This window comes from Psychrobacter sp. PSi21, from assembly GCF_054960615.1.
Genome location: NZ_JBHNYR010000012.1, coordinates 54,731 through 77,990, shown reverse-complemented (window position 1 = coordinate 77,990; position 23,260 = coordinate 54,731). Strand labels below are relative to the sequence as shown.

The 23,260-nt window shown below is 44.1% G+C and carries 19 protein-coding genes and 1 tRNA gene; 9 read left to right on the top strand and 11 right to left on the bottom strand.

What is annotated here, in order from left to right:
- Positions 1-10: 10 nt before the first annotated feature.
- Both ACFI32_RS09690 and ACFI32_RS09685 read left to right on the top strand, forming a co-directional pair.
- Positions 11-1,264: a tetratricopeptide repeat protein gene (locus tag ACFI32_RS09690; protein ID WP_462626383.1), complete on the top strand. Its 1,254-nt coding sequence runs from the start codon at positions 11-13 to the stop codon at positions 1,262-1,264.
- Positions 1,261-2,394, top strand: coding sequence for a HupE/UreJ family protein (locus ACFI32_RS09685; protein ID WP_462626382.1), 1,134 nt, complete (start codon positions 1,261-1,263; stop codon positions 2,392-2,394). The genes ACFI32_RS09690 and ACFI32_RS09685 overlap by 4 nt, the downstream gene beginning before the upstream one ends.
- 8 nt (positions 2,395-2,402) lie before the next feature.
- Here ACFI32_RS09685 and ACFI32_RS09680 read toward each other — a convergent pair whose 3' ends face one another.
- Both ACFI32_RS09680 and ACFI32_RS09675 read right to left on the bottom strand, forming a co-directional pair.
- Entirely contained in the window at positions 2,403-3,572 is a 1,170-nt protein-coding gene (locus ACFI32_RS09680; protein WP_462626381.1) for a hypothetical protein, read from the bottom strand.
- A 308-nt stretch (positions 3,573-3,880) separates the two neighbouring features.
- Entirely contained in the window at positions 3,881-5,551 is a 1,671-nt protein-coding gene (locus ACFI32_RS09675; RefSeq protein WP_462626380.1) for an alpha-keto acid decarboxylase family protein, read from the bottom strand.
- 265 nt (positions 5,552-5,816) lie between these two features.
- On the opposite strand from ACFI32_RS09675, the gene ACFI32_RS09670 reads away from it, so the two are divergent.
- Positions 5,817-5,891, top strand: a tRNA-Gly gene (locus ACFI32_RS09670).
- 337 nt (positions 5,892-6,228) lie between these two features.
- Here ACFI32_RS09670 and ACFI32_RS09665 read toward each other — a convergent pair.
- The 8 genes from ACFI32_RS09665 to ACFI32_RS09630 all read right to left on the bottom strand — a co-directional run bounded on the left by ACFI32_RS09665 (position 6,229) and on the right by ACFI32_RS09630 (position 17,406).
- Positions 6,229-8,493, bottom strand: a complete 2,265-nt coding sequence (locus tag ACFI32_RS09665) for a DEAD/DEAH box helicase (RefSeq protein WP_462626412.1) — start codon at positions 8,491-8,493, stop codon at positions 6,229-6,231.
- 117 nt (positions 8,494-8,610) lie between these two features.
- Positions 8,611-9,924, bottom strand: coding sequence for an ATP-binding protein (locus tag ACFI32_RS09660; RefSeq protein WP_462626379.1), 1,314 nt, complete (start codon positions 9,922-9,924; stop codon positions 8,611-8,613).
- A gap of 25 nt (positions 9,925-9,949) precedes the next feature.
- Entirely contained in the window at positions 9,950-12,433 is a 2,484-nt protein-coding gene (locus ACFI32_RS09655) for a tellurite resistance TerB family protein (RefSeq protein ID WP_462626378.1), read from the bottom strand.
- 261 nt (positions 12,434-12,694) lie between these two features.
- Positions 12,695-13,045, bottom strand: coding sequence for an IS630 transposase-related protein (locus tag ACFI32_RS09650; RefSeq protein ID WP_462626377.1), 351 nt, complete (start codon positions 13,043-13,045; stop codon positions 12,695-12,697).
- 1,158 nt (positions 13,046-14,203) lie between these two features.
- Entirely contained in the window at positions 14,204-15,628 is a 1,425-nt protein-coding gene (locus ACFI32_RS09645) for an aspartate ammonia-lyase (protein ID WP_462626376.1), read from the bottom strand.
- Positions 15,629-15,878: 250 nt separating this feature from the next.
- Positions 15,879-16,742 (bottom strand): LysR substrate-binding domain-containing protein, encoded by an 864-nt coding sequence (locus ACFI32_RS09640; RefSeq protein WP_462626375.1) that lies wholly within the window; start codon positions 16,740-16,742, stop codon positions 15,879-15,881.
- 105 nt (positions 16,743-16,847) lie between these two features.
- The gene (gene ppiC / locus ACFI32_RS09635; RefSeq protein WP_462626373.1) at positions 16,848-17,126 is read right to left on the bottom strand and encodes a peptidylprolyl isomerase PpiC; all 279 of its coding nucleotides are present in this window, start codon (positions 17,124-17,126) and stop codon (positions 16,848-16,850) included.
- Positions 17,127-17,187: 61 nt separating this feature from the next.
- Positions 17,188-17,406 (bottom strand): DUF1810 family protein, encoded by a 219-nt coding sequence (locus tag ACFI32_RS09630; RefSeq protein ID WP_462626411.1) that lies wholly within the window; start codon positions 17,404-17,406, stop codon positions 17,188-17,190.
- A 245-nt stretch (positions 17,407-17,651) separates the two neighbouring features.
- On the opposite strand from ACFI32_RS09630, the gene ACFI32_RS09625 reads away from it, so the two are divergent.
- Complete coding sequence (locus ACFI32_RS09625) at positions 17,652-17,903, top strand: contractile injection system protein, VgrG/Pvc8 family (RefSeq protein WP_462626410.1); 252 nt, start codon at positions 17,652-17,654, stop codon at positions 17,901-17,903.
- Between the two features lie 220 nt (positions 17,904-18,123).
- Here the strand turns inward: ACFI32_RS09625 and ACFI32_RS09620 are convergent, their stop codons facing one another.
- Positions 18,124-18,537, bottom strand: a complete 414-nt coding sequence (locus ACFI32_RS09620; protein WP_462626371.1) for a RidA family protein — start codon at positions 18,535-18,537, stop codon at positions 18,124-18,126.
- 185 nt (positions 18,538-18,722) lie between these two features.
- On the opposite strand from ACFI32_RS09620, the gene ACFI32_RS09615 reads away from it, so the two are divergent.
- The 5 genes from ACFI32_RS09615 to ACFI32_RS09595 all read left to right on the top strand — a co-directional run bounded on the left by ACFI32_RS09615 (position 18,723) and on the right by ACFI32_RS09595 (position 22,960).
- On the top strand, positions 18,723-19,304 hold the full coding sequence (locus tag ACFI32_RS09615; RefSeq protein WP_462626369.1) for a TetR/AcrR family transcriptional regulator: 582 nt from the start codon (positions 18,723-18,725) through the stop codon (positions 19,302-19,304).
- Positions 19,305-19,494: 190 nt separating this feature from the next.
- The gene (locus tag ACFI32_RS09610) at positions 19,495-20,421 is read left to right on the top strand and encodes a bestrophin family protein (protein ID WP_462626367.1); all 927 of its coding nucleotides are present in this window, start codon (positions 19,495-19,497) and stop codon (positions 20,419-20,421) included.
- 168 nt (positions 20,422-20,589) lie between these two features.
- Positions 20,590-21,795, top strand: a complete 1,206-nt coding sequence (locus ACFI32_RS09605; protein WP_462626365.1) for a multidrug effflux MFS transporter — start codon at positions 20,590-20,592, stop codon at positions 21,793-21,795.
- A 13-nt stretch (positions 21,796-21,808) separates the two neighbouring features.
- Complete coding sequence (locus ACFI32_RS09600) at positions 21,809-22,405, top strand: TetR/AcrR family transcriptional regulator (RefSeq protein ID WP_462626363.1); 597 nt, start codon at positions 21,809-21,811, stop codon at positions 22,403-22,405.
- A gap of 234 nt (positions 22,406-22,639) precedes the next feature.
- On the top strand, positions 22,640-22,960 hold the full coding sequence (locus ACFI32_RS09595; protein WP_462626409.1) for a YbeD family protein: 321 nt from the start codon (positions 22,640-22,642) through the stop codon (positions 22,958-22,960).
- Positions 22,961-23,260: the final 300 nt, after the last annotated feature.

The following is a 23,260-nucleotide window of genomic DNA, read 5'->3' as shown; positions in this document are numbered from 1 at the left end:
GAGGAAATGTATGAAACTGATAACACCTATAATAAAAACCTGTCTCTTATTTTTTGTCGCTACCCATACCTTATATGCCGCGCCTTTTATTCCAGACGATCAACAAATCGTCGAAACCCTACCCGCTGATACGCCGTCGCCTCTATATAAAAACTCAGGCAATCTATTTGAAAGCCCATTGGCACTCAGCCCTCAGCAAACCAGTCAACTGCTGGAGCGCGCCTACCTACAAGGTGACCCACGCGCGCTGGGGCAAGCCCAAGCTCAGCTTGAGCAGGCCAAAGGTCAAGATATCGACACCTTGATGCTACAAGCACGGGTGCTACAATCTGATCATAAGTTCACTGAAGCCAAAGCGTTATTGAATCAAATACTCAATAAAGACCCCGCACACCCTGATGCCTTATTGACCTTATCGTCTTTGCTGGTGGTGCAAGGGCAATTTGATGACGCCATGACCTATTGCGCCAAACTCAATGATCCCGCGCTGGCGGTGTACCAAGCGGCCTGCCACGCGCAAATACAAAGCATGACAGGCGAGCTGGATAAAGCCAAACAAACCTTAAACCAGCTGGCGGCTATTGCCCCGCAGCTCGATGGGGCGACTGCCCGCTGGATCTATCTGATGCAGGCCGATGCAGCGCTGCGCAGTCGAGATAGCGACCTTGCAAGACAAGTTTTTACCAACATGGATAGCGACACTGTGCCCGCCTTGATGGCACGCGCTGACTGGCTACTCAAATACGGCCACTATGAAGACGCGCGCCGATTGCTACAAGACCATACCAATAAGGATGCGCTGCTCTTGCGGCTCATCACTGCACAGCTCAAACTACGTGATCCTGACGCACAAAAAAACATCGCACTGATGAAAGAGCGCGTGGACGTCTGGGAGCTACGCCAAGAAAACGCGCACTTACGCGAACAAGCCACCTTTGCCCTACTGACCAATCGAGTGAACTATGCGCTGGCTTTAGCAAAAGAAAACTGGCAACAACAGCGTGAAACAGCTGATATGTTGGTCTATGCCACCGCAGCCATCAAAGCAGGCAGCATTGCTGATATCGAAAAACTGCAACAGTACATGGCCGAGACTCAGTTTGAATATCCTGCCCTTGCCCGCGATTTACGTTTGGGCACCATCGCAGGGTGTACCGACTGTCAACGCTCAGACACGCAGATTAAAAGCATGGCCATGCCCACTGTGCTACCATTAAACGCGCGTGCCACAAACGTATTGCTAGCATTAGGGAGTCACTCATGAGGCAGACTATTTTGCAATATATACGCCGCTATCTACTGCCCTGCGTGCTATTTATACTGAGCGCCACCGTCGCTCACGCGCACGAATCAAGCACCGCTTATCTCAACCTAGGCCCCAGCACTACTGAAAATAGTGATGAAGTCAGCTACCGTGCCCAGTACGAGCTATCGCTGCGAGACTTGTCAGTGCTCGTGGATATCGATCCCAACCAAGATAAAGCAGTCAGTTGGGCAGAGGTGACTGCCCAGCAAAAACTCATCCAGCAGCTGATCACCGCCCAAGTGCTCTTGAAAGCTGATGGCAATGCTTGCCGCGTCACTGACTTTGCACCGCTGGCGCTGAACACGCGCGGCGGCTTTAACTACTTATATACCGACTTTGCCGTCGACTGTCAGGCGCCTATTTCTTTGCTAGATTATGAGGTACTTGCTGGCGTCGATGCCAACCACCGTCTGATACTCACGCAAGCAGACACGGGCACTGCCGTCCAAGTATTGACGGTGGGCGAAAACCAGCTGGGCGTTGAGGCCACTTGGTCGTCGATTACGCTGAACTTCTTAAAAAGTGGCATTCATCATTTGCTGATCGGCTTGGATCATTTGCTGTTTTTGTTTGTATTGTTGATTCCTGCGGTATATCGGCGTCATGAAAAACAACTGCTGCCCGTCGACAAACCGCGTGCGGCCTTGCTGGAAGTGTTTTGGATTGCCACCTCATTTACGCTGGCGCATTCCATCACTTTGACACTGGCTGCGCTCAACGTGGTCAGTATTCCTGCGCGCTTTATTGAATCATTGATTGCTTTATCCATCGCGGCGGCGGCGGTGAACAACCTCGTGCCGATTTTTCGCATGCGTGCCACCTATTTGGCCTTTATTTTTGGCCTTATTCATGGCTTTGGTTTTGCCAATGTGTTGGTCGATTTGCCATTGGCGGTCAGTGAGCGGGTATTGGCCTTGCTGAGCTTTAATATCGGTATTGAGCTTGGGCAGCTGCTCTTTATTGTTGTGGTCTTCCCTATCGCTCTGCTACTGCGGCACACGCGTTTTTATAAATCGGTGATATTTTATGGCGGCTCATTGGTGAGTGTATTTATCGCCTTATGGTGGTTTTTTGAGCGCGCCTTTTAAAGGAGATATTAAGGATAGATTGGCAACACGACGATACCAGCCACAATGTTGCCCTCTTTTCGTAGTGGATCAAATTGGCACTGCTCCAGTTGAGTCTTGAGCGCTCGGCCTTCTACTGTATCTTCAATACTGGGAGCGCGCTTATCAGTGCCTGACACATTGTCCATACTACTCATGGGTAATGAGCCAAGCTGTACCTTGGTAATCGTGCCTGTGGTATCTACAGACAATTCCAATACCATGTCAATCGAGCGCTGCATATCAATAGGTAACGCCAATGAGGGACAACCTGTCTCTGGCGGACTACGCCAGCTGACCTCACTGACGGAAAAGACGTGTGTGGGTAATTCTGTCTTTGTGTTCGAGTCTGGAAGTAATGCCATAACCCTTAGCTGCTCTTTAATATTTTGTTTGACTAAGTTAATAGCTTGCTGCTTCTGACTATCTCTGTCGTTTGCAAAGACACTGTCAATGATAGCCTGCAAGTTTTCATCTAACTGCGTTTTTTCGTTTGATAAATCATCTTCGTTTGATAAATCATCTTCGTTTGATAAATCATCTTCGTTTGATAAATCATCTTCGTTTGATAAATCGTCTTCGTTTGATAAATCATCTTCGTTTGATAAATCATCTTTGTTTGATAAATCATCTTCGTTTGATAAATCGTCTTCGTTTGATAAATCGTCTTCGTTTGATAAATCGTCTTCGTTTGATAAATCGTATTCGTTTGATAAATCATCTTCGTTTGATAAATCATCTTCGTTTGATAAACCATCTTCGTTTGATAAATCATCTTCGTTTGATAAACCATCTTCGTTTGATAAATCATCTTCGTTTGATAAATCATCTTCGTTTGATAAATCGTCTTCGTTTGATAAATCGTCTTCGTTTGATGAATCGTCTTCGTTTGATGAATCATCTTCGTTTAGCAATGCTTTTTCTGTTGACAACACTTCTTTATTTGCTAACTGGTCTGTCAATTGCGATGAAACCGCACTCACCTCTTGCGCCTCTAACGTAATCAACTCAAATTGAATGGGTGTGGCCTCATCAGGCTCGATTGTTGGTAGTACCACAGTCTCCACAGACATCATTGCTGATACAGCAAGACCATGTAAGATCAGCACAATGATGGTGACCCAAATGGTGATAGGACGGGCAAATAAAGTAGGTATCATGGTAGATAAAACCGCCTATGGATAGCCGACACTGACTTCTATAGTGCGTCAATTCGCAGGCCACCACAAGGGGAATATTAGGCAGTCAACTCAATTCATACATGATTATCGGTAATCATAACTGATTGATACCATTAATTTTTTTATCATCCAAATGATACAGTTGATATTCGGCGATGCATGCCATTGACGATTTATCATAGCGATGTCATCAGTCACCAAGTTATCAACACAAAAAGGCCGATAACATGGTATCGGCCTTTTTTAGCATATCTGCTTATATAGTATGGATAACGCTCGTTTTACTATCAGTCCGCTTTTGGTTTTAGTGCTGCGGTAATGTCCGCAAGCAGCGGTGGAATGTCATACTTATCTGTCATAACCTCCAGCATCACCAGCTTGTCAGTCGCCTCAGCAGCTTGCTCAAAGGCAGATTTCAACTCGCCTGCAGTCGTGGCTTTTAGTACCAATACCGACTCATCCGTACCACCAAAGGCTTGCGGCATCAGTGACCACTGACATGCTGGAATGTCATTGTACGGCTGGTTTTCGCCATGAATCGCGCGCTCAACCGTGTAGCCGTCATTGTTGATTAGCACGATAACGGGGTTGATACGCTGCGCAATCATGGTCGCCAGCTCTTGTATGGTCAATAGTGCTGAACCATCACCGATGAGTACCACACTGCGTTTACTCGGCGAGGCCATTGCCGCGCCAAGGCTGGCAGGCAACGTGTAACCAATAGAACCCCACATTGGTTGTCCATAGCAAGTGACACCTTCAGGCAAACGCACGTCACTGATACCAAAGTAAGCCGTACCCTGATCGGCAAACACCAAATTATTATCCGCCAGCTGGGCAGCAACGATATGCCACAAATCATCTTGTCTGATTGCTTCATCGTCTGCACCATTTTGCTGATGCGTCTGCATCGGCTCACAAAATGGTTTGGGCGTAATGTCAATGCCAGAGATCATGACCTCATGTAAGGTATGTAATGCGTCTTTGAGCGCAATCGGTGCAAATGTCTTGCCGCTCACTGAGGCGCGCTCATAATGCAAATCCACCACCACATCATCGTCAATATCTTGGCTAAAACCTGCCGTGGTGGTGTCGGTATAATTGACCCCGATTTTGATTAGACATTCGCAGTTTTCCACCGCGTCTTTGACCACAGGGCGCGAAGCCACACCCGCGTACGTGCCTGCCCAGCGCTCGCTATGCTCATCGAGCAAGGTCTTGCCCCAAGAGAGCGTGGTGTAAGGGATGTTGGTGTCTGCGATTAAAGCTTTTAGCTCATTTTGCAGTCCCAAACGATGCACCATCAGATCTGCCATCAGCGTGGTGGTCTTATTGGGCAAAAACTCAATCAGCGCTTGTCTAAAATCTGTGAGCGCCGCCTGACTGGTGATGTCTTCTTCACTGTCCATGAGCTTGGTGGTCGGTGGATAAATGGGCTGGCGCGCCACATCTGGCGACAGCATCAAATAACCAGGGCGTTGCTTTTTAAGTATCACTCGAATCACGCGGTCTATTTCTGATGCCGCATTTTCCGGTGTGATTTGCGCACGTGCGACAGTGACGGGTTCGACCATCTTGATAAAGTGATTAAACACGCCATCGCCCAAGGTGTGATGAATGCGGCGCTTGGCATTTTGCTGTGCCATCGCAGGGGCACCCACCACATGCAGTACGGGCGCATACTCGGCAAACGAGCCTGCAGTGGCGTTAATCGCGGACAGCTCACCCACGCCAAAGGTCGTCACCATCGCCGCAAACCCACGCTCGCGCGCGTAACCATCTGCGGCGTAACCTGCATTTAGCTCATTGGTATTGCCCACCCAGCGCAAGTCTTTTGAAGCAATAATATTGTCCAGAAATGGCAAATTAAAATCCCCTGGTACCCCAAATATATCAGTCGCGCCCGCCTCGTGGATACGTTCAAACAAATAATCTGCAATCGTATAGTGCTGTGTCATTTTTTCTGTCCTTGTCTGTTATCGTGAATAATGATGATCTGAGTCATCTATTTATTTATGATTCATGGCCATAAATACACGGTATCCATAGCCATATTTTTGGAATGATAATCATAAAAATAAGTTATAACATAAGTTGGCAGCCCCTTCCTATGCCTATTTTGCTAATTTTTACTTTTTTTAAAATTAGTGCTTGACATTAAAAAGAAACTGCGTATAATATCTCGTCATCATCTAGACGATATATTGTTTATCAGATGATTTAGCGGGATTAGCTCAGTGGTAGAGCATAACCTTGCCAAGGTTGGGGTCGAGAGTTCGAATCTCTTATCCCGCTCCAAATATGGCTTGAAAGAGCACTAAATCCTCACTACTTTTATTAAGTAGTGAGGATTTTTTTTGTTTATTTTTTGAAGGTTGCAGCGTTTTTATATATTATTATACAATCAAACTATTAAGTTAATCTAACGAGATAAAGGTCTCAACATCAGTACCGTGACCAAATCAGAGAAAAGCAAATATAAAAACAACCCCAACCTTAATTTATGCTTTGAAGCACCTTGTATATAATGCAACCCTAACTACACAACCAAGATTAAAAAGTACCGTGCGATTGCTACTTACCATAATAAGTTAGCTCATTATCTCCTCATTACTGACACGCTTTCACTAGTATGTCACAAAATACTGAGTTTATTTTTAAAATGCTCCAACCACTCTTCCAATCCAACGATATCAAACATTTGGGCACCGTAACCAATATTGAGCAAATCATCAGGTAAGTATTCATCAAATTTTTCAATCATTTTGTTAGGTACCGTTTCTGCAAGCTCAGTGGCGGTGGGCAACGTTTGATTGGCAAGATTTTTTAAATATTGGGTCATGTGAACAGATGTAATCTTATCAATACGGATGACACCTGCATAATCTTCAACGACAAAGTCATCTCGTATAAGCAGCATTTTTAAAGTGTTCACTATCTTATCGCCACGCCACATAAATATGTAGCTATGACCATCTTTATCTATAACCGGTCGATTGCTTAAATCGTACCTGTTAAAAGTATCCATACTTTCTAAAAATAAGTTTCTGGCCGTCGTATCAGCAAAATCTAGATGTTGCTTGCCAACTGCAATACGATAATCGCCGTTGTTCAATATCTCATACATTTCTCGGCGTACTCGGTCATGTATAGACATACTACTGTCACTAAAAGCTGGAGGCTTACCACCGCCTTTAACAGAGATAACATCCACTACTTTTTTATCTATATCAACATTTTTAACTTGCCAGCGTCTACCACCAAAAATGATGTACTGCTCAGGTAATAGCATAGTCTCGATTGGTAGCGTTCCAAGCGTCCTATTACCCGCCACAATACGATATTCTTCTGGGGTTTTAAATACTGCATAAAAAGTGTAATGCCCAACAATACGCTCACCGACAATACCTAGCACTAATTGATTATTACCGAGTTGGGTAAGCAGTTGAGCACTTCCCATCTGGCTAAGCAGCGATTTAAAGTAAGTTGGTTGTATTTTTTGAAAAGGTCCTTGTTTGCATAACAGTATATAAAGCTGGTCAGCACGAATACCGCCCCATTGACCGATAGTCGCTAGTACTTGATGCAATAGCGTTGAGAAGTGATATAACGAAGTGTCCGCCGGCTCAAACCACTTATCGACAATCAACAGTCTTATCATCGCTAGTGACTGTATTAACTCAAGACGTAGATCATCAATGAGACTGGTATCTTTACTGATTTCTTTTTCGGTAATGAGCATTCTAAGTACGGCTGAACTACCACGCCTACCTGAGCGTCCGAGCCGCTGCCTAAGACTGGCTACAGAATGCGGCGCTGTCACTTGTAGCACCGTATCAACCTTACCGATATCAATCCCTAGCTCTAAGGTCATGGTACATATAGCGGTGGTTGGCAGCGCTTCTTTCTGTAGTCGTGTTTCTAAGGTTTCCCTAAGCTCTTTTGAGAGTGAGCCATGATGAGGGAAAAACTCATTGGGCACGATGTTACGCTCACATAGCTCGCTCAGCTCTGTAGCAATCATTTCTGTACGCTTGCGGCTATTAGCAAATACTAGATGGCTACCGCCACGACATAAACGGTATAAGTCAGTACAGACTTGTGCTTCGGCAGTATAGGGATGCTGAATACCCATATTTTCAGAGTCGGTATCTTTAGAGAGAGAATATTTAGAGCCAAAACTTTCAACATTAACGTGTTCATTATTTGATCTAAGCGCTAACTGACTGGGCTCTATGTAACCTTTTATCTGCACCTTAATGCTAGCTGCTGCTTCATCCTCTTCAATGATGACGCAAGGTAGTGACTGATTAGGTCTTAGTGACTGCGGTACGCTTCTAAGTTCTCCCAACGTTGCACTCAACGCTACCCTTGGGATAGGTGAATTTAAACGTTCAGTGACATGCTCAAGTCGCGTCAAAAGTGATAGTAAATGCTGACCACGCTCGCTACCCAAGAAAGCATGAAACTCATCAATCACAATATATTTTAGATTACTAAAAGCTTGTTTGACCCAACCTGCATCCCGAACCAATAAAGATTCAAGCGACTCAGGTGTAATCAAAATAATTCCGGATGGCGACTTCTTTTGCTTATTCTTTTTACTCTGTGGACTATCACCATGCCATGGCGTCACTTGCATATCGAGCAGGTCTGCTAAACTCTCAAGCCTTCGATATTGATCATTAATGAGCGCTTTTAGTGGACTTATATATAGAATGCCTACTCCGTTGCCCTGCCCCTCTTTCTCATATCTATCTACATTCTGCGCATCATATGACTTGATAAGGGCGCTACACGCTGGCAAAAAGAACGCTTCAGTCTTGCCAGCAGCAGTCGCCGCACTAATCAGTACGTCGGTTTTTTCAGACAAAATTGGCGCGATAGCCTTAGCTTGCACTTCGCGCAATCCACTCCAACCTTGGTTAAATATCCAACGCTGTATACGGAAGTCGAGCTGGAGATGAGCGTCTCTCAAAGGTAGTTTCTCATGTTTTTTATTGATACTATTGGTGACCTATAGCCTAAAATCAGTAAGCTCGTCTTCTTCATCCATACCACTCATGTCAATGTCCATATCGGATGGCATTTCAGGGTCGATAGTTACTGATTCAATAAGTTGATCCCATAAAATGTCTGGATTTTGGTCAATGACAGCTAGCATATCCAAAAATGCTTTAATGGTATTGCGAGGCGTTCTAAAGTAAGCATCACCGATTGTTTGACTACAATGCTGTAAAAAAGCTTGTAAGGATTCATCAGGTACCAGATATTCAGTTTCATCACCACCCGCATAAACATGACGCAGGTTTTTAAGTAAGATATATAACTCTTCTGGTGTGAGGCTCGCCAAATGCAATGCAGGCGAAGAATAGTCAATGACACCTGCCCGCTTGGCAAAGCTATTATCTGCTAATCGCGTTTGCAAGGCGTCATAGCTATACAACCCTTTGCGCGGATCGAGTAGAAACTCTGGCGTACCGCCCAATAAAAACCCTAGAGACTCAGCGGTACCTTGTAAGCAGTCATTTAGAATACGTAGAATCTGCTCATAATTGGCTTGGCGTGCTTGTGTGCTATTAAGCTTATACAAGTTGACCATCTCATCAAGATTGACTAACAATCCTTGATAACCTGCCTGCCGTACGAATAAACTCATTATTTTAAGCGCATCGTAAAAAGAGGCATCAGATATGATAGTACGCACGCCTAAATCACGTCTAGCATCGGTCTTTGTTGAGTACTCTGCACGTAACCATCGAATCGCATTGACCTTCAGCTCATCATTACCTTCTTCGTGACCTTGCCAATACGCTTCAATAACCTTAGCAAAATCATAGCCCCCAACCAACTCTGTTAATTCAGCCAGTTTGTGCTGGATAACCTCACTAATAGCCTCATCAGTACTATCTGCTTGTTTGCGCGCTTCTGTAATGAAGCGCTCTACTACACTGGCCAAACCATTACCATCTGGTTTATTACGAGTAGACAAATTACGCATAAGCTCAGAATATAAGTTTCTTGCTTGTCCTGACGATGCTTGGATACGCCTGTCAGGCGACAAATCAGCATTAACAGTGACCAGTTTGCGCTCAAGCGCAATGGCCCTTACCACACTTAAAAAAAAGGTCTTGCCTGAACCATACTCACCAATAATAAGACGAAACGCCGAGCCACCATCAGCGACGCGCTCAATATCACTTATGAGCGCTTTGAGCTCATTCATACGCCCCACTTGGATATGCTGAATCCCGACCTTGGGCGTAACTCCCGCCTTCAATGATTGAATAATAGCATCACGCTCTTTTGCTCTGATTTTTTTCCTGGTCATTATTCATCCTTACTGATTCTTATATTTAGTCCAATACTTTTAACTCTTCGACAATCTCATAGTCAATCACTATCTCATCCTCAGCTTCCAATACTGGGGCATCGACATTATCGTACGACCAATCATTGATAGTCTCGATAGCCCCATTTATCATTAAATTTAAGGACTCACATAACACTTCAGCTTCCTCTATTTGCCATACCTCTTTACTAATCAACTGCCGATAAAGCTTACTATGAATAGTATCTAAACCTTTAACAACAGATTCTTTGAGCCTATCAGCTTCAGTGTCATTATTTATTTGCTCATCTGATAGCGACTCATTATCCATTTCCATATCATCATTATCTGCTGCAAATATACTCGCCAGCATTGCTTTAGCGTCGCCTGTCTCGCTTTCATACGCAGCTAATAATTCTGCATTAAAAATATATGGCTTACTATTACGATCTGAGACATTAGCATTAGCCCCAATACTATTGTCACTGGTCGTCTTTTTCTGTGTTCCATCACTAAACGTTGGCATACTCTTTTTAGCACTGGTTAAATGATGAATATCACTAATCACTGAGTTTTTATCAAGACCTAAAGCCTGATACAACTTTTCAATTTGTTTGATTTGACTTGGCTCTACATTCCCGTTAGCTAAGGCAACTGAAATGATAAAACGACTGATAAAGCTAATGTGCTTTTCATCAAGTAATGCTAGCTTTGCCTTTAGACCCGCCATATTATCGGGGCTATTTAAGCGCCATAACAGATAAGCCTTTAGCGACGCCTTTTCAATAGCAGTAAGCTTAGGGTCTTGCTCAATAATCGTCAGTAGCGTATCCACCTCTCTTTTATCGATATAACCATTAATGGTTGCAACCATGGCACCCAATCTAAGCGCCAAACTGATCTGGTGAAATGATGCACTCGGCTCAAAGTTTTGACCATGACCACCATCAAATAAAACCACACACCCATCTGTCTTAAAACTCGTCTGATGATAACGCTGATCTGGTACAACACCAAAGCCAGCCAACTCCGCTAAATTGGTAATCATCTCACCATATTTTTTAGTAAATGATTTGGGCATAGTATGTGACGACCACTCATCCAAATGTCTCCATAGCTCTTTAACTGTCGTCAGCCCTTCATCGTTTTGAGTAACAGATTCTGCCCATGCCTTAAAGTTTTGTATGACTGGATACTTTTCTTGATACGCCAGCTGCTGAATCAGCGCTTTTGGCAGTAATATAATAGCGTCTATGTCTGTTGCAGAGTTACCTTCTCTACCCAGATGGCGACTGTAAGCATCCAAAGCCTCGTTACATTGTTCGGCAATGGCTATCAGTTTTTTGACAGGTGCTTTTAAAACGCTTGGGTCTTGCAAATCATCAAGGGTAAGGTCAACACTCACAATGGATCGACTCGCAGCATGATAACTGATCTTTAATTTGGTTTTATTAGGAGGGACGATAAATCCATTTGGATAAGCTTTTTGATATAAAACCTCAAACAGATCGCTAAACTCTGATTCACAGCGTCTTGCAGGTGTTTTGAAGTTATATTCATTAGAAAAAATCAGCCACTCCCATGCTAAGGTGGCAGGAATAGGTAGCTTTAAGGTTACCATTTTTGCTAATTGCATTTTAAAGGTTAGATTTTGACTACTGGCTGGCGGCGGTAAAAGCTGTGCTGTTTGTATTTTTGATTCAAAAAGTGGCGAGCGTACTAGCGTCATAAACTCTAAAAAATTCGCTGAATAATTACTGAATGAGGATTGTTTGCCATAAATATCATGCAGCCGTAACACCTCATTATAAATATTGACAAACTCATCATCAGACACGATATCGTTACTAATACCTTCAATCACCCTACGTTCAAACCCACCAAAGTAAATGAAAACATATCCAATTGGTGTATTGGGATTCGTCCGATCTGAAGCCAACCAGTCTAAATAAATCCCGCGGCATAAGGGTGATAGCGTATCATAACTTGGCCAATAGCCAAGTGACTCGTCACTATAGATCTGTGAGCTGTTATCAATTGCCTTTGGCGAACCGACCGATAAGCTATCATTTATTAACGATGGCTCAATGCCGTAACCAATCAAAGTTTCAAGCTTGCCACCAAAATAAAAGAAGCCCTTATCAATGATACGTCCCTGTATCTTTAGAGACTCATACCTTGATACCCAGCGTCCTAGCTTATGATTCGATGAAGCGATATCATGCTTTTTCTTATTTGATGAGATTACAAAAGTTGCTAGCTCATCAATATCATCTAAATGCTCATTACGATATCCGCACGCCTTGCTCTGTTTCGCAGAACGATTTTGGGTGCTAGGATTAGTGAAGTTATTATGACTTACAACGTCTGAATTAACTTTGGTCTCTACAATAATTTTAGACGGGTCTATATCAGGCGGCAAATCTATGAAATGATTTTCCGCCTCATTTTTTTTGGCGTTATGTTTCTTTCTAAATAGCGCCAATACATTGTCGATAAAATTTTTCATTACCTGTAAAACCCATTTCAAGAGCATTAACTAAAAAAGTAGTATAGCAAGATCAGAGTTTAAGCGTTTTAAGAAAATTATGTTCTGTAATAATATTGATGTCGATATCTACTGCAATCAGTTCAATATAAAATCGATACAGCCCATATCATGAAACAGTTTAGGCAAATCATTCTCCATCCATCCTTGGCGCAGAGGCTCTCAAAGCCACTTTCATCTATATAGACGATGGGGTAGCCTTGCTGCATAAAGCTATCAAGCTTACTTAGATATATCACTCTCTTTATCGGACACGCTTTTGGATGTTCCAAGGTCTTTTTTTTGACTAATGTCGAGGCGTTTTAGGGCATGAAAGATACCCGTTTTACTACAGTTCAAGCGGCGAGCTCTTTCGTAGTTATAATCATCTGGGTATCTTCTGACGTCTTCGATCAATCTGTCATCAGGTATTTTAGTCGGTGCTTTATTTCTCTTTGTTTTAGGAACTAAATTCTGCTGCCAGCTGTGAATAGTACTGGTGCTAAGTCCATAAAACAAAGAAGCCTCTCGAATGGTCATGCAATTAGCGATGCTAGAAAGTACCTGTTTGCGATAGTCTATTGAATAGGTCATAGTTGATGATGTTAAATTAATTTGTTATAAGTATTGTATCGGTTTTATCTGGATTAGACTATAAATAAGCTTTTTAGATACACTGGCTTTAACATCAACACCTTGCTTTGCTGCGCTATCAGCAACTTCTGTACGTTTTATAGACAGCTCATCTTTTCTGAATTGACTATTTTTACATCGATAGCCAAAAAATTCATCATCTATCCCTATACAAATGGTATCTCATATATGAACTATTAATAATAGACTAAAATTGATACTTTTATCCACCAATAAATATGCATTGCCATGCTGTAGCAGCATCTATCAAGTGTAAAACAGCTATGACCTATTTAGCCAGTCATAGTGATGCGATATTATAGCAATAGTTACCAACTACTTGTCCAGCACAAACATTATCAAAGGCGAAGATGCTGGCGAAAGAATAAACGAAAGGCAATTCAAACATCATATTTATCGCCAGATTATTGCTGATTATGGAAGCCTTTCCGGGTTATGCTAGTGAGGATTAAAGGGGCTGTTAAAAGATCGATTGATCTATACGCAGCCTAATCTTAATGATGTGTTGGAGATGGGGAACATCTTTATGAGCTGCTAGAAGTAGCGTTCACTTAGATATTCGATGGTGTATCAAAAAGTATGCTGATTGAAATTTGAACAATTTTTGAAGCCTTGAAAGCCCTATATAAACAGAGAACTTAGCATAGGTTTCTGATTGACTTTTATCGCCAGCATAATTTTTAGAACACCACCAGATATTCAATTGCACTTTCATAAATAAAATGATGTTGGACAGATTCAAAAACTAGCTTACCTACCCCAATCTCACTTAAAAATTTTCTAATCTACCAGTGTGAATAGTTATCAAAATGATAATACATGCCTACTTCCATATGCAGTATTCGATATAGGAAAACGTTTATTAATATTACAAATATTTTCTACAATCCATTCAAGACCCATATCACCATAAAGGTGTCGAGTCACAATGAAAGGCTTACGAAGTCACGAGCATGCAAAAGAGCCAAGACAGACCAATAACATTATGTATTGATATATTTTGATTTTATACTTATAGCTAAATAAGCATGACAAGCACACAGCAGTCTTAGTATTGCTGTGCGCTACTTTGATAGGTTGGGTTAGCACTTAGTATATTTAGATACTGCTGACCATCGTATCGGGCGATAAAATCGCTGCAAGCGCCTCATCACTAAGCAGCTTTTCTTGCCTGACTAGCTCGGCGACGCCTGAACCGCTCAGCAGCGCATTTCCTGCAATACGACTGGCATTCTCGTAGCCGATGTGCGGTACCAGCGCGGTCACGATACCGATGCTGTTTTCAACATGCTGCGCGCAGCGGGCTTCATTGGCTGTAATCCCTTGAATGCAGCGCTCATCAAGCATCGCAATCGACTTTTCTAACAGACGCGCATTATTGAGTAGGTTATAAACAATCAGTGGCTCCATTGCATTGAGCTGCAGTTGTCCTGCTTCTGCTGCCATAGTGATCGTCATATCTGTACCCATCACCTGAAATGCCGCTTGGTTCATGGCTTCAGGAATCACAGGGTTAACTTTACCAGGCATAATCGATGAGCCAGGTTGCATGGCGGGCAAATTAATCTCACCCAGACCCGTGCGCGGTCCGCTGGATAATAAGCGCAAATCATTGCTTAACTTGGACAACTTAATAGACAGGCGTTTAAGCGCACTCGAGAAAGTAATAAATGCTCCCATATCCGCGCTAGCGGCGATCAAATCGTCGGCAAGCGTGACTGGCAGACCGCTGATAGTTGCCAGCTCACTCACGGCTAAGCTGGCGTAACCCTTAGGCGCGTTGATACCAGTCCCAATCGCCGTACCACCTAAATTCACTTCGCACAACTGTAGGCAAGCCTGCTCGATGCGCGCCGTCTCACCGCCTAGATCACTGGCAAACGCATCAAACTCTTGACCCAACGTCATGGGCACTGCATCCTGCAGTTGAGTACGGCCCATTTTTAAAATACTGCTGAACTCCTTGCCTTTGGCGGCTAAGCTGCTCTGTAGCTTGTTGATAGCCTCTTGTAGTGGTTGTGCTGCAAACACAATCGCCAGACGCGCCGCGCTGGGATAGACATCATTGGTAGACTGCGAGCGATTGACGTCGTTGTTGGGATGCAGATGACGGTATTGACCGTAGTCAAAGCCCATTTTTTTTAGGCCGATGTTAGCAATCACTTCGTTGGCATTCATATTGGTCGACGTGCCCGCCCCACCTTGAATGAGATCCACGATAAATTGCTCATGGTGCTCGCCTTCTATCAAATCCGTACACGCCTCAGTAATAGCGCCGAGCTTATCTTCACTAAGCAAACCATGCTGGTAGTTGGCCTTGGCAGCGGCGGCTTTTACCATTGCCAGTGCTTTGATCAAATCAGGAAAGTGACTGATTGACACCCCTGTAATATCAAAATTTTGCGCGGCGCGCTGCGTTTGAATGCCATAAAGGGCGGTTGCAGGAACGGCTTGCTCGCCCAGCAAATCTTTTTCAATGCGAGTATGTGCTTGGTCAGCGACGAGATTATCGGTATTTTTCATATTGTTATAACTTCTTAGCAATGAGAGGGGTTTAGGTAGTAGGCAGACAAACATGAATCCATTGAGCGTTTTGTCTTAGCGCTACTAAACATTGGCGCTATCGTAACCGAGAAATAAGCAACAGAAAAACGCAAATATTCGGCTCTCAGACCCAAAATATTTGATGCTCAAGAAATATGACAAATCAGACGGCTCTATCGAAAAAAGAAAGTTTTGAGGTAGGCCTTTTAAAGAAATTTTGAGGTCTGGTTTATAGCCCCAGTACCTGCTTTAGCGCATTGATTTGTGGCTGCTGACGATCGCTATAACGATATGCCAGCACCACTTCGCGCACCAAGCTGTTATCCCCTAGATAATGAATTTGGACGGGCGGCGCACTTCTGATCCATAAGCCTGCATAGGGAATCAAGGCCACACCTAGACCTGACTCTACCATTCTCACGATGGCATCCAGATCATTGATCTCCATAATCGTATTGACCTTAATATCTTGCTGCTTAAAAAATCTGTTGAGCTTTGCGCCAGCTGAGGACTGTAAGGTGTAGTGAATAAAAGGATGCTGCTCAAGCGTTTGTCTCAGACTATGAAACGGCCATTTTTTGGGACTGATCAGCACATAAGGCTCAGTCATGATAGATTGGGTTACGATATCTTTTGGTAAGGCAAAAGCTGGCTGTATGGTAATCGCTGCATCTATCTCTCCAACTTCGAGCTTGTCAAACAACTCTACCGCACGTCCAGGAACAATTTCTGTCTGCATGAGTGGGGCGAGTAACGTAATCGCTTTTAGCGCCTCGGGTAAGATACCCACTTGCACTGAGTTGATCGAGCCAATCCTAAGCTGTCCATAGTAGCTGGCAATATCCGTCTCTGAGGACAGCGGCATCGTCGAGTAAAGCGCCAAAATCTCTTTGGCGATCGGCAATACGCGCGTGCCTTGCGGGTTAAGGGTGATCGCCCGAGCAGAGCGGGTGAATAATGACATGCCTAAATTGTCTTCTAAGGTTTTGATTTGGGCGCTGACCGCCGATTGGGTCAGATTGATATGCCGAGCCGCCGCCGCAAAGCTGTCTAACTCGCAGACGGCGACAAAGGTTTTAAGCTCTCTTATCATTGATACCACCATATTGTCAAAATATGTTTTTAACGCTATAAAAAAGCCAGACCCCGTAGGTATCTGACTGATTCATTTTTCATATCTATGCTGTGAGTCTAACGCTTAGGTTCGGTACAGCACTTTCACTACATGCCAACCAAATTTGGTTTTGACCAAATGCGGAGTGAATAGCTCACCTGTAAAGCAAACTTTATCAAAGGCAGGTACCATTTGCCCTTTGGTAAATTCGCCCAAATTACCACCCTTTTTGCCTGAGGGACAAGTTGAGTGCTTTTTAGCCAGCACATCAAAATGCGCGCCATTTTGCAGCTGGGCAATAAGGCTTTCAGCAAGTTCTTTGTTTTTGACCAAAATATGTAGTGCGCTAGCAGTACGAGCCATGAGAGATACCCTTCTAAACGATCAATAATGTGGACATTATAGCATTACTCGTGGCACTTGCTTACCTTACTGCTGGATTGACTATGTTTAGCGTATTGGTGTCATAGTGACCAGCAAAGAATTGCTGTAAAAGTTGCTCAAAAGTACTGTCTTTGCCAGCCGCTAACGCAAAGATGGCCAATGAAAAATACAACTTGAGCTTGTCTGGCGTGCCAAAAATATCTGACGCGCTGTTATCAGGATGTGGCTGCAATAGCTTGGTACACTTAGTCTTGTGCAGTATCCATCTTTAAGCATGGTACGATAGATACCGAACGATATCTTTTTTGTGTGCAAGCTTGAGAATTACCCGTTCGCTATTTTTTCATCACTTTATTAACACTGTTCAACACCACCTATATATCTATAGTCGATATCAGTGCTTACCATAGATCATATTGTTAGATTCTTGATTCTGTCTAAATCCAATAGTGCCTATAATTTTCTAAGCAAATTCTTTAGAACTCCTTATTCAACCAGCCGTTTATACCTTTTTCTGCCACTCGCGCCCCCACCACCAGAACAGGCATCGTTGAGAGTATCACCTATCAGCATTCAGATGGGGCACTACACTTTTATAGCATAGGCGCGGTCTCACCTGATTGGCTACTCACCCAGTCACTGCATACCCGCAGCTTTCGCCAGCAGTCCTGTTTGGACATCATCAGTCAAATACTCTCAGACTACGATTTTGAATGGCAAGCCACTAACCACATCATGGACATGCCCATAAAGTAACAGGTAAAAAATATTTTCTTAACGTTACTTCTTCTTTTCTATTACTGTTGTAGATTATTTTTATTGCGTGACCAAGGCATGAAATTAAGAATAAAAAATAACCCGAACCTTGATTTCATGCCTTGCAATGCCATATATATAAGGCTCTAGCGCTTATTTCTTTATGCATCTATTTTCAGTCTTACGGATACTTAAGACTCTTCGTCATCATCTTTGATATTTAGTCTTGTCTCTCACTCACTGCTTTCGGCAATCGAGTAATCACCTTTATTTCAAAATCAAAACCAGCAAGCCACGTCACGCCCACTGCCGTCCAAGCAGGATATGGTGGCTCTTTAAAAATTTTGTTTTTCACGGTCAGTACCGAACTCAGCTGATTTTCAGGGTCTGTATGAAAGGTCGTCACATCAATGACATCTTCAAACGTGCATCCTGCCGCCGCCAAGGTATGACGTAAATTATCAAAAGCAAGGATGACTTGCTGCTTAAAATCGATCTCTGCACTGCCATCTTGCAGGCTGCCTACTTGACCAGAAACGAAGAGCAAATCTTTTGATTGAATGGCAGCAGAATAACCGTGCTTTTCATACAGCGCGTGTCTGCCTTCTGGAAATATGGCTGTTTTTTGCGTCATGAGTGTCTCCGATAAGTTTTGATTGATATTGATTGTCGCTTGGCTTGCAACACATGCAGCCCTTTTCATGGTATGTCCTATGAGGTAACATACGTTACGTATATGAATTTATAACATACGTCGCGTATGTCAAGTTAATATACGTGTCGTATGTCATTTTATATTGTTTATTTGAAGGCACACTCATGTCAAAACGCGCGTTAAAAATGGCCGAAACTAGAAAAAACATACTCGCTGCAGCCAGAAAATCATTTGCTGAATATGGCTATTCAGACACATCGATGGATAAACTGACTGCAGAGGTAAACCTGACCCGAGGGGCGCTTTATCACAACTTTGGGGACAAAAAAGGACTGTTTGCCGCAGTCGTTGAAGAAATTGACTTAGAGATGGTAGCAAAGGCAAAAACCAGAGCAAAAAGCTGTGCAAGCCTATGGGAAGGATTGCTGATTGAGGGAGAGACTTATATAGAAAGCGCCCTTGATCCAGAAATCCAAAGAATTATCTTATTGGATGGTCCTGCAGTTCTAGGAGACCCTTCTCTTTGGCCCAGTCAAAATCGCTGCTTGTTATCTACCCAGCAGATTGTAATGCAGTTAATTCAAGAAGGCACAATGAAGGAAGTCGATCCAGAAGTCGCCGCCATACTCATTAATGGTGCTGGTATGAACGCCTCACTTTGGATTGCTGCAAGTCCCAATCCACAAGAGGCGCTACCCAATGCTTTGGCGGCATTTAAGCTCATTTTATCTGGGCTTAAAGCATAATTGCGCCTTACCCGACGCTTATCGAGATTGGGCAAAGTGACTTGGCTGTTTGTTGGTTTCATCAGCTTATCAGTCGCTTGATACACGCTACAACGCTCATTTTTTCTGGCGCTATTTATAGCGGGGTTATTGGCTTTACAGATTTGAATTCTGTATTAGAATGATACCGCCTCCACCGCTAGGAAACCCCATGATTGTTCGCCAGCAGCCGCACCCATTTAGAATATTTTTCACCCTGCGTGGCTCTATCGTTCCCAAGATCTATCCGCAAATTTTGCTGGTCACCTTGCTGAGCTTACTGACCACCATTATCCAGCACTGGCTACCCGACTCATTCCCCTATTATGGTACGGCCACCTTTACCTTACTGGGTATCGCGCTGTCATTGTTTCTTGGCTTTCGCAATAATGCCAGTTATCAGCGCTGGTGGGAGGCGCGGACGCTATGGGGACAGCTGGTCTATGATGCCCGTAACCTCGCCCGCCAAGTGTTGTCTTATATCGATGCCGATACCGAGCAAGGGAGGCAGATGCAGCGCGCTATGATTCATCTTACCATTGCCTTTACCCATGCCACCCGTCACCGTCTGCGTGGCAGTGCACCGTGGGCAGATATTGAGTCTTATGTCACGTCAGAGCAATACGAGCGCTTACGTCACGCCCGTAATGTACCTGATGCCATTATGCGCCTGATGGGTCAGACCCTAGGACAGATCCGACGTGAGCAGATGGTATCAGAGCAAATCATTCAAAACATGGATGAGCGCCTAAACTCTATGACCATCGTGTTGGCTGCCTGCGAACGCATACTCAATACGCCGCTACCCTTTGCCTATATGCTATTGGTACATCGCACCACCTACCTTTACTGCATCTTGCTGCCCTTTGGGCTGGTGTCTTCACTTGGCTGGATGACGCCACTGGTTTGTGCAGTGATTGCTTATACTTTTTTTGGTCTCGACACCCTCAGCGAAGAGCTAGAAGATCCGTTTGGCTTGGCAGCCAATCAGCTACCGCTGACCGCATTGTCACGCACTATCGAGATCAATCTGCTAGAGGCATTGGGAGACAGCGACATTCCATCTGATATCACGCCGATCAATGGTTATTTGCCATAGTCTTTAGGCTTATTATCGATAGTCTTTAAGCTCATTATCGATAGCGTCGATTAAAAGCAATCCATACCAAATACCATAATACACCACAAAAGCATTGCCTTAATCTGACAGATACTGTACGACTAACTACCGTTCGGTAGCTAATTATTATAGGTGATGGTGACCCTCATGCAAGCAAACATTCCCCTAAAAATGGTGGCGTCTCTCGCCGTCATCGTAGCCTTAGGCCCTGCCGCGGTAGATATGTATTTGGCCTCTATGCCAGAGATGGCCATCGAGCTCGATACCTCCTATGCCACGACCCAGCTGACCTTGACCGTATTTTTGATTTTTATGAGCTTAGGGCAGTTGCTATTTGGCCCTATATCAGATGCGATTGGTCGCATGACACCCCTATTGATAGGATTGACAGCCTACATTGCAGCATCACTGTGGGCCATGTGGTCACAAAGTATCGAAGCCTTGATTTTTGCCCGTATTTTTCAAGGTCTGGGGGCATCTATGGCGATTGTGGTGGTGATGAGTATGGTGCGTGATATGGTCGAAGAGCCGACCGCCGCGCGCATCTACGCGTTGTTAAATACCATTGTGGCACTAGGTCCGATTGTCGGCCCAGCCATCGGTGGTGTGGTCGGTGCATACTATGGCTGGCGTGGGGTCATGCTGGTTTTGGCATTACTGAGTGCGATGGTGCTATTTAATACGTTTCTTAATCTACGCGAGACCTTACCTGTCGCACAGCGTATCCAGTTAAACATCAAAAACGTCACCACGATTTATATAGGCATCCTCAAAAACAAGATTTTTTTGTTAAACCTGCTTGCCTTATCTGCCGCCTATTTCTTTTTATTTGCCTATATTGGCGGCTCCTCTTACGTCTATCAAACCGACTACGGTCTGAGCCTCAAACAATTTGGCTTGGTGTTTGGCTTGACCAGCGTCAGTATCATTGTCGGGGCGTTTTCCACCGCCCATTTGGTCAAAAAAATGTCGGTGTCACGCTTAGCCGTTATTGGCGGTGTCGTGATGATGGTCGCCAGTGCCGCGTGCTTGGTGGTTTACCTGCTGTCGCTGGGACTCGTTGGTATTGTTGCCAGTATCTCTTTGGGGCTGTTCGGTCTGGGTATTTTGGAGGCGACCCTGATGGCGATAGCAATGGATACGCAGCACACCGCTTTGGGCTCAAGCGCCGCTTTGTTGGGTGCCATTCCTATGTTACTATCCTCTATTGCCACACCAATCGCTGGGCGGCTGGTCGAGATAGATACCTTGTACTGGCTCATCCTGCTTGGGGTGGTCGGTCCCGTTATTTTGGCACTGTCCTATTGGGGACACCGTGCCGTGCAAGCTGATATCGCCACCTCGACAACATAACCAAAGAGCCATCATGTCCCATCCTAAACCGCGTTCAGATGCCAAGCAACGAATTATTAATGCCGCTTTCGACGTTTTTTCTACGCATGGCTACGAGGGCGCGGCGCTCAGTGATATTGCAGAGGGTGTCGGTATCCGCAAAGCCTCTATCTATACGCATTTTGCCAGTAAAGACGCGATATTTGCAGAGTTACTCGAAGATGCGCTGGCGCTAGAATGCGCGTTTATCAAAACATGTTTTCATATTACCGCTGAGTTTTCAGGTCCAGGCGAAACCTATTGCCATGCATTAGAGGTACGTTACAAAGAGGCAATTACGTTACGGTTTTTGATACGCATGGCTTATAACTCTCCCGTTCATTCGGTCGGCGTCATCACCGCCACCTTCAATGTGTACATTCAAACACTGACCCAACAGATACAGCTTGCCCTAGCGCCTTATAAGCTCGATGGAGCACAGCTGGTACTCTATACCGACGCCTATTTGGGCGTGATCGATAGTTTAAGTGTCGAGCTGCTTTATGCTGAGCGGCTCTATAAGCAGCGCTTAAATGCCATGCTTATGCTCTATTACAATGCCATTGCCCAACTGCCCAAACCCGCATCTTAAAACTCACATCTTCAGGCGTGCGCTCATCATACGCGACTTGACTTATGATGATGGTGTCACCATAAATGGTCTATATAGCGCTGAGCAAACCCGTGCACGCTAGCCCGTGCACATTTTGACTCAACTTTTCACACCGTTTCATATAGCGAGGTTTCCATCATGACTGATGATCCAAAAGATACCAGCAACAATAACAACACCCCTTCAAAAGCAACCAATAAAAAATCGGTCAACATGACTGAATTGAGCAACAACAAACAGGGCATCAAAGGCAAAAAAACCGATATTCAAAACCCAGAGCTTTGGGATTTCCCAATGAACTATCCGATGAGCATCATCGGGCATGAAGGCGAACACGAAACCTTGCTCAATGAGATCAAACTCATCCTTGGCAGCCATTTCCCTGATTTTGATTTGGCCTCTATTCAAGTCAAACCCTCAAAAACCAATCGCTTCCACTCTGCCCGCGTTAACGTGTATCTGACATCAGCTGAGCAGGTCAACAACTTGTATGCTGCACTCGATGATGCTAATACAGTACGTATGGTGCTATAAGTCAAGTCATAAAACTGATCGATATAAGCATAATCGTCACCCTTATGGCTGGCGATTTTTTATGGTCTAGGGTACAATCACCACCCTTAATCTTGCGCCCACTGATTGCCAGTTGCCGCAAAATTTTAGGAGCGCGCCAGCCCAAAAAATGCAACCTTTTTTTTAGCAATTTTTTATTTTTTGGCTCGATCGCGCCTATCCCTTATGCCATCGTTCCTTGCGTCAAATATCCATCATCTTGCTTATCTTACAACATATAATCTGCATAAAATCAATCTAGTATTTTCAGAAATTTCCCGC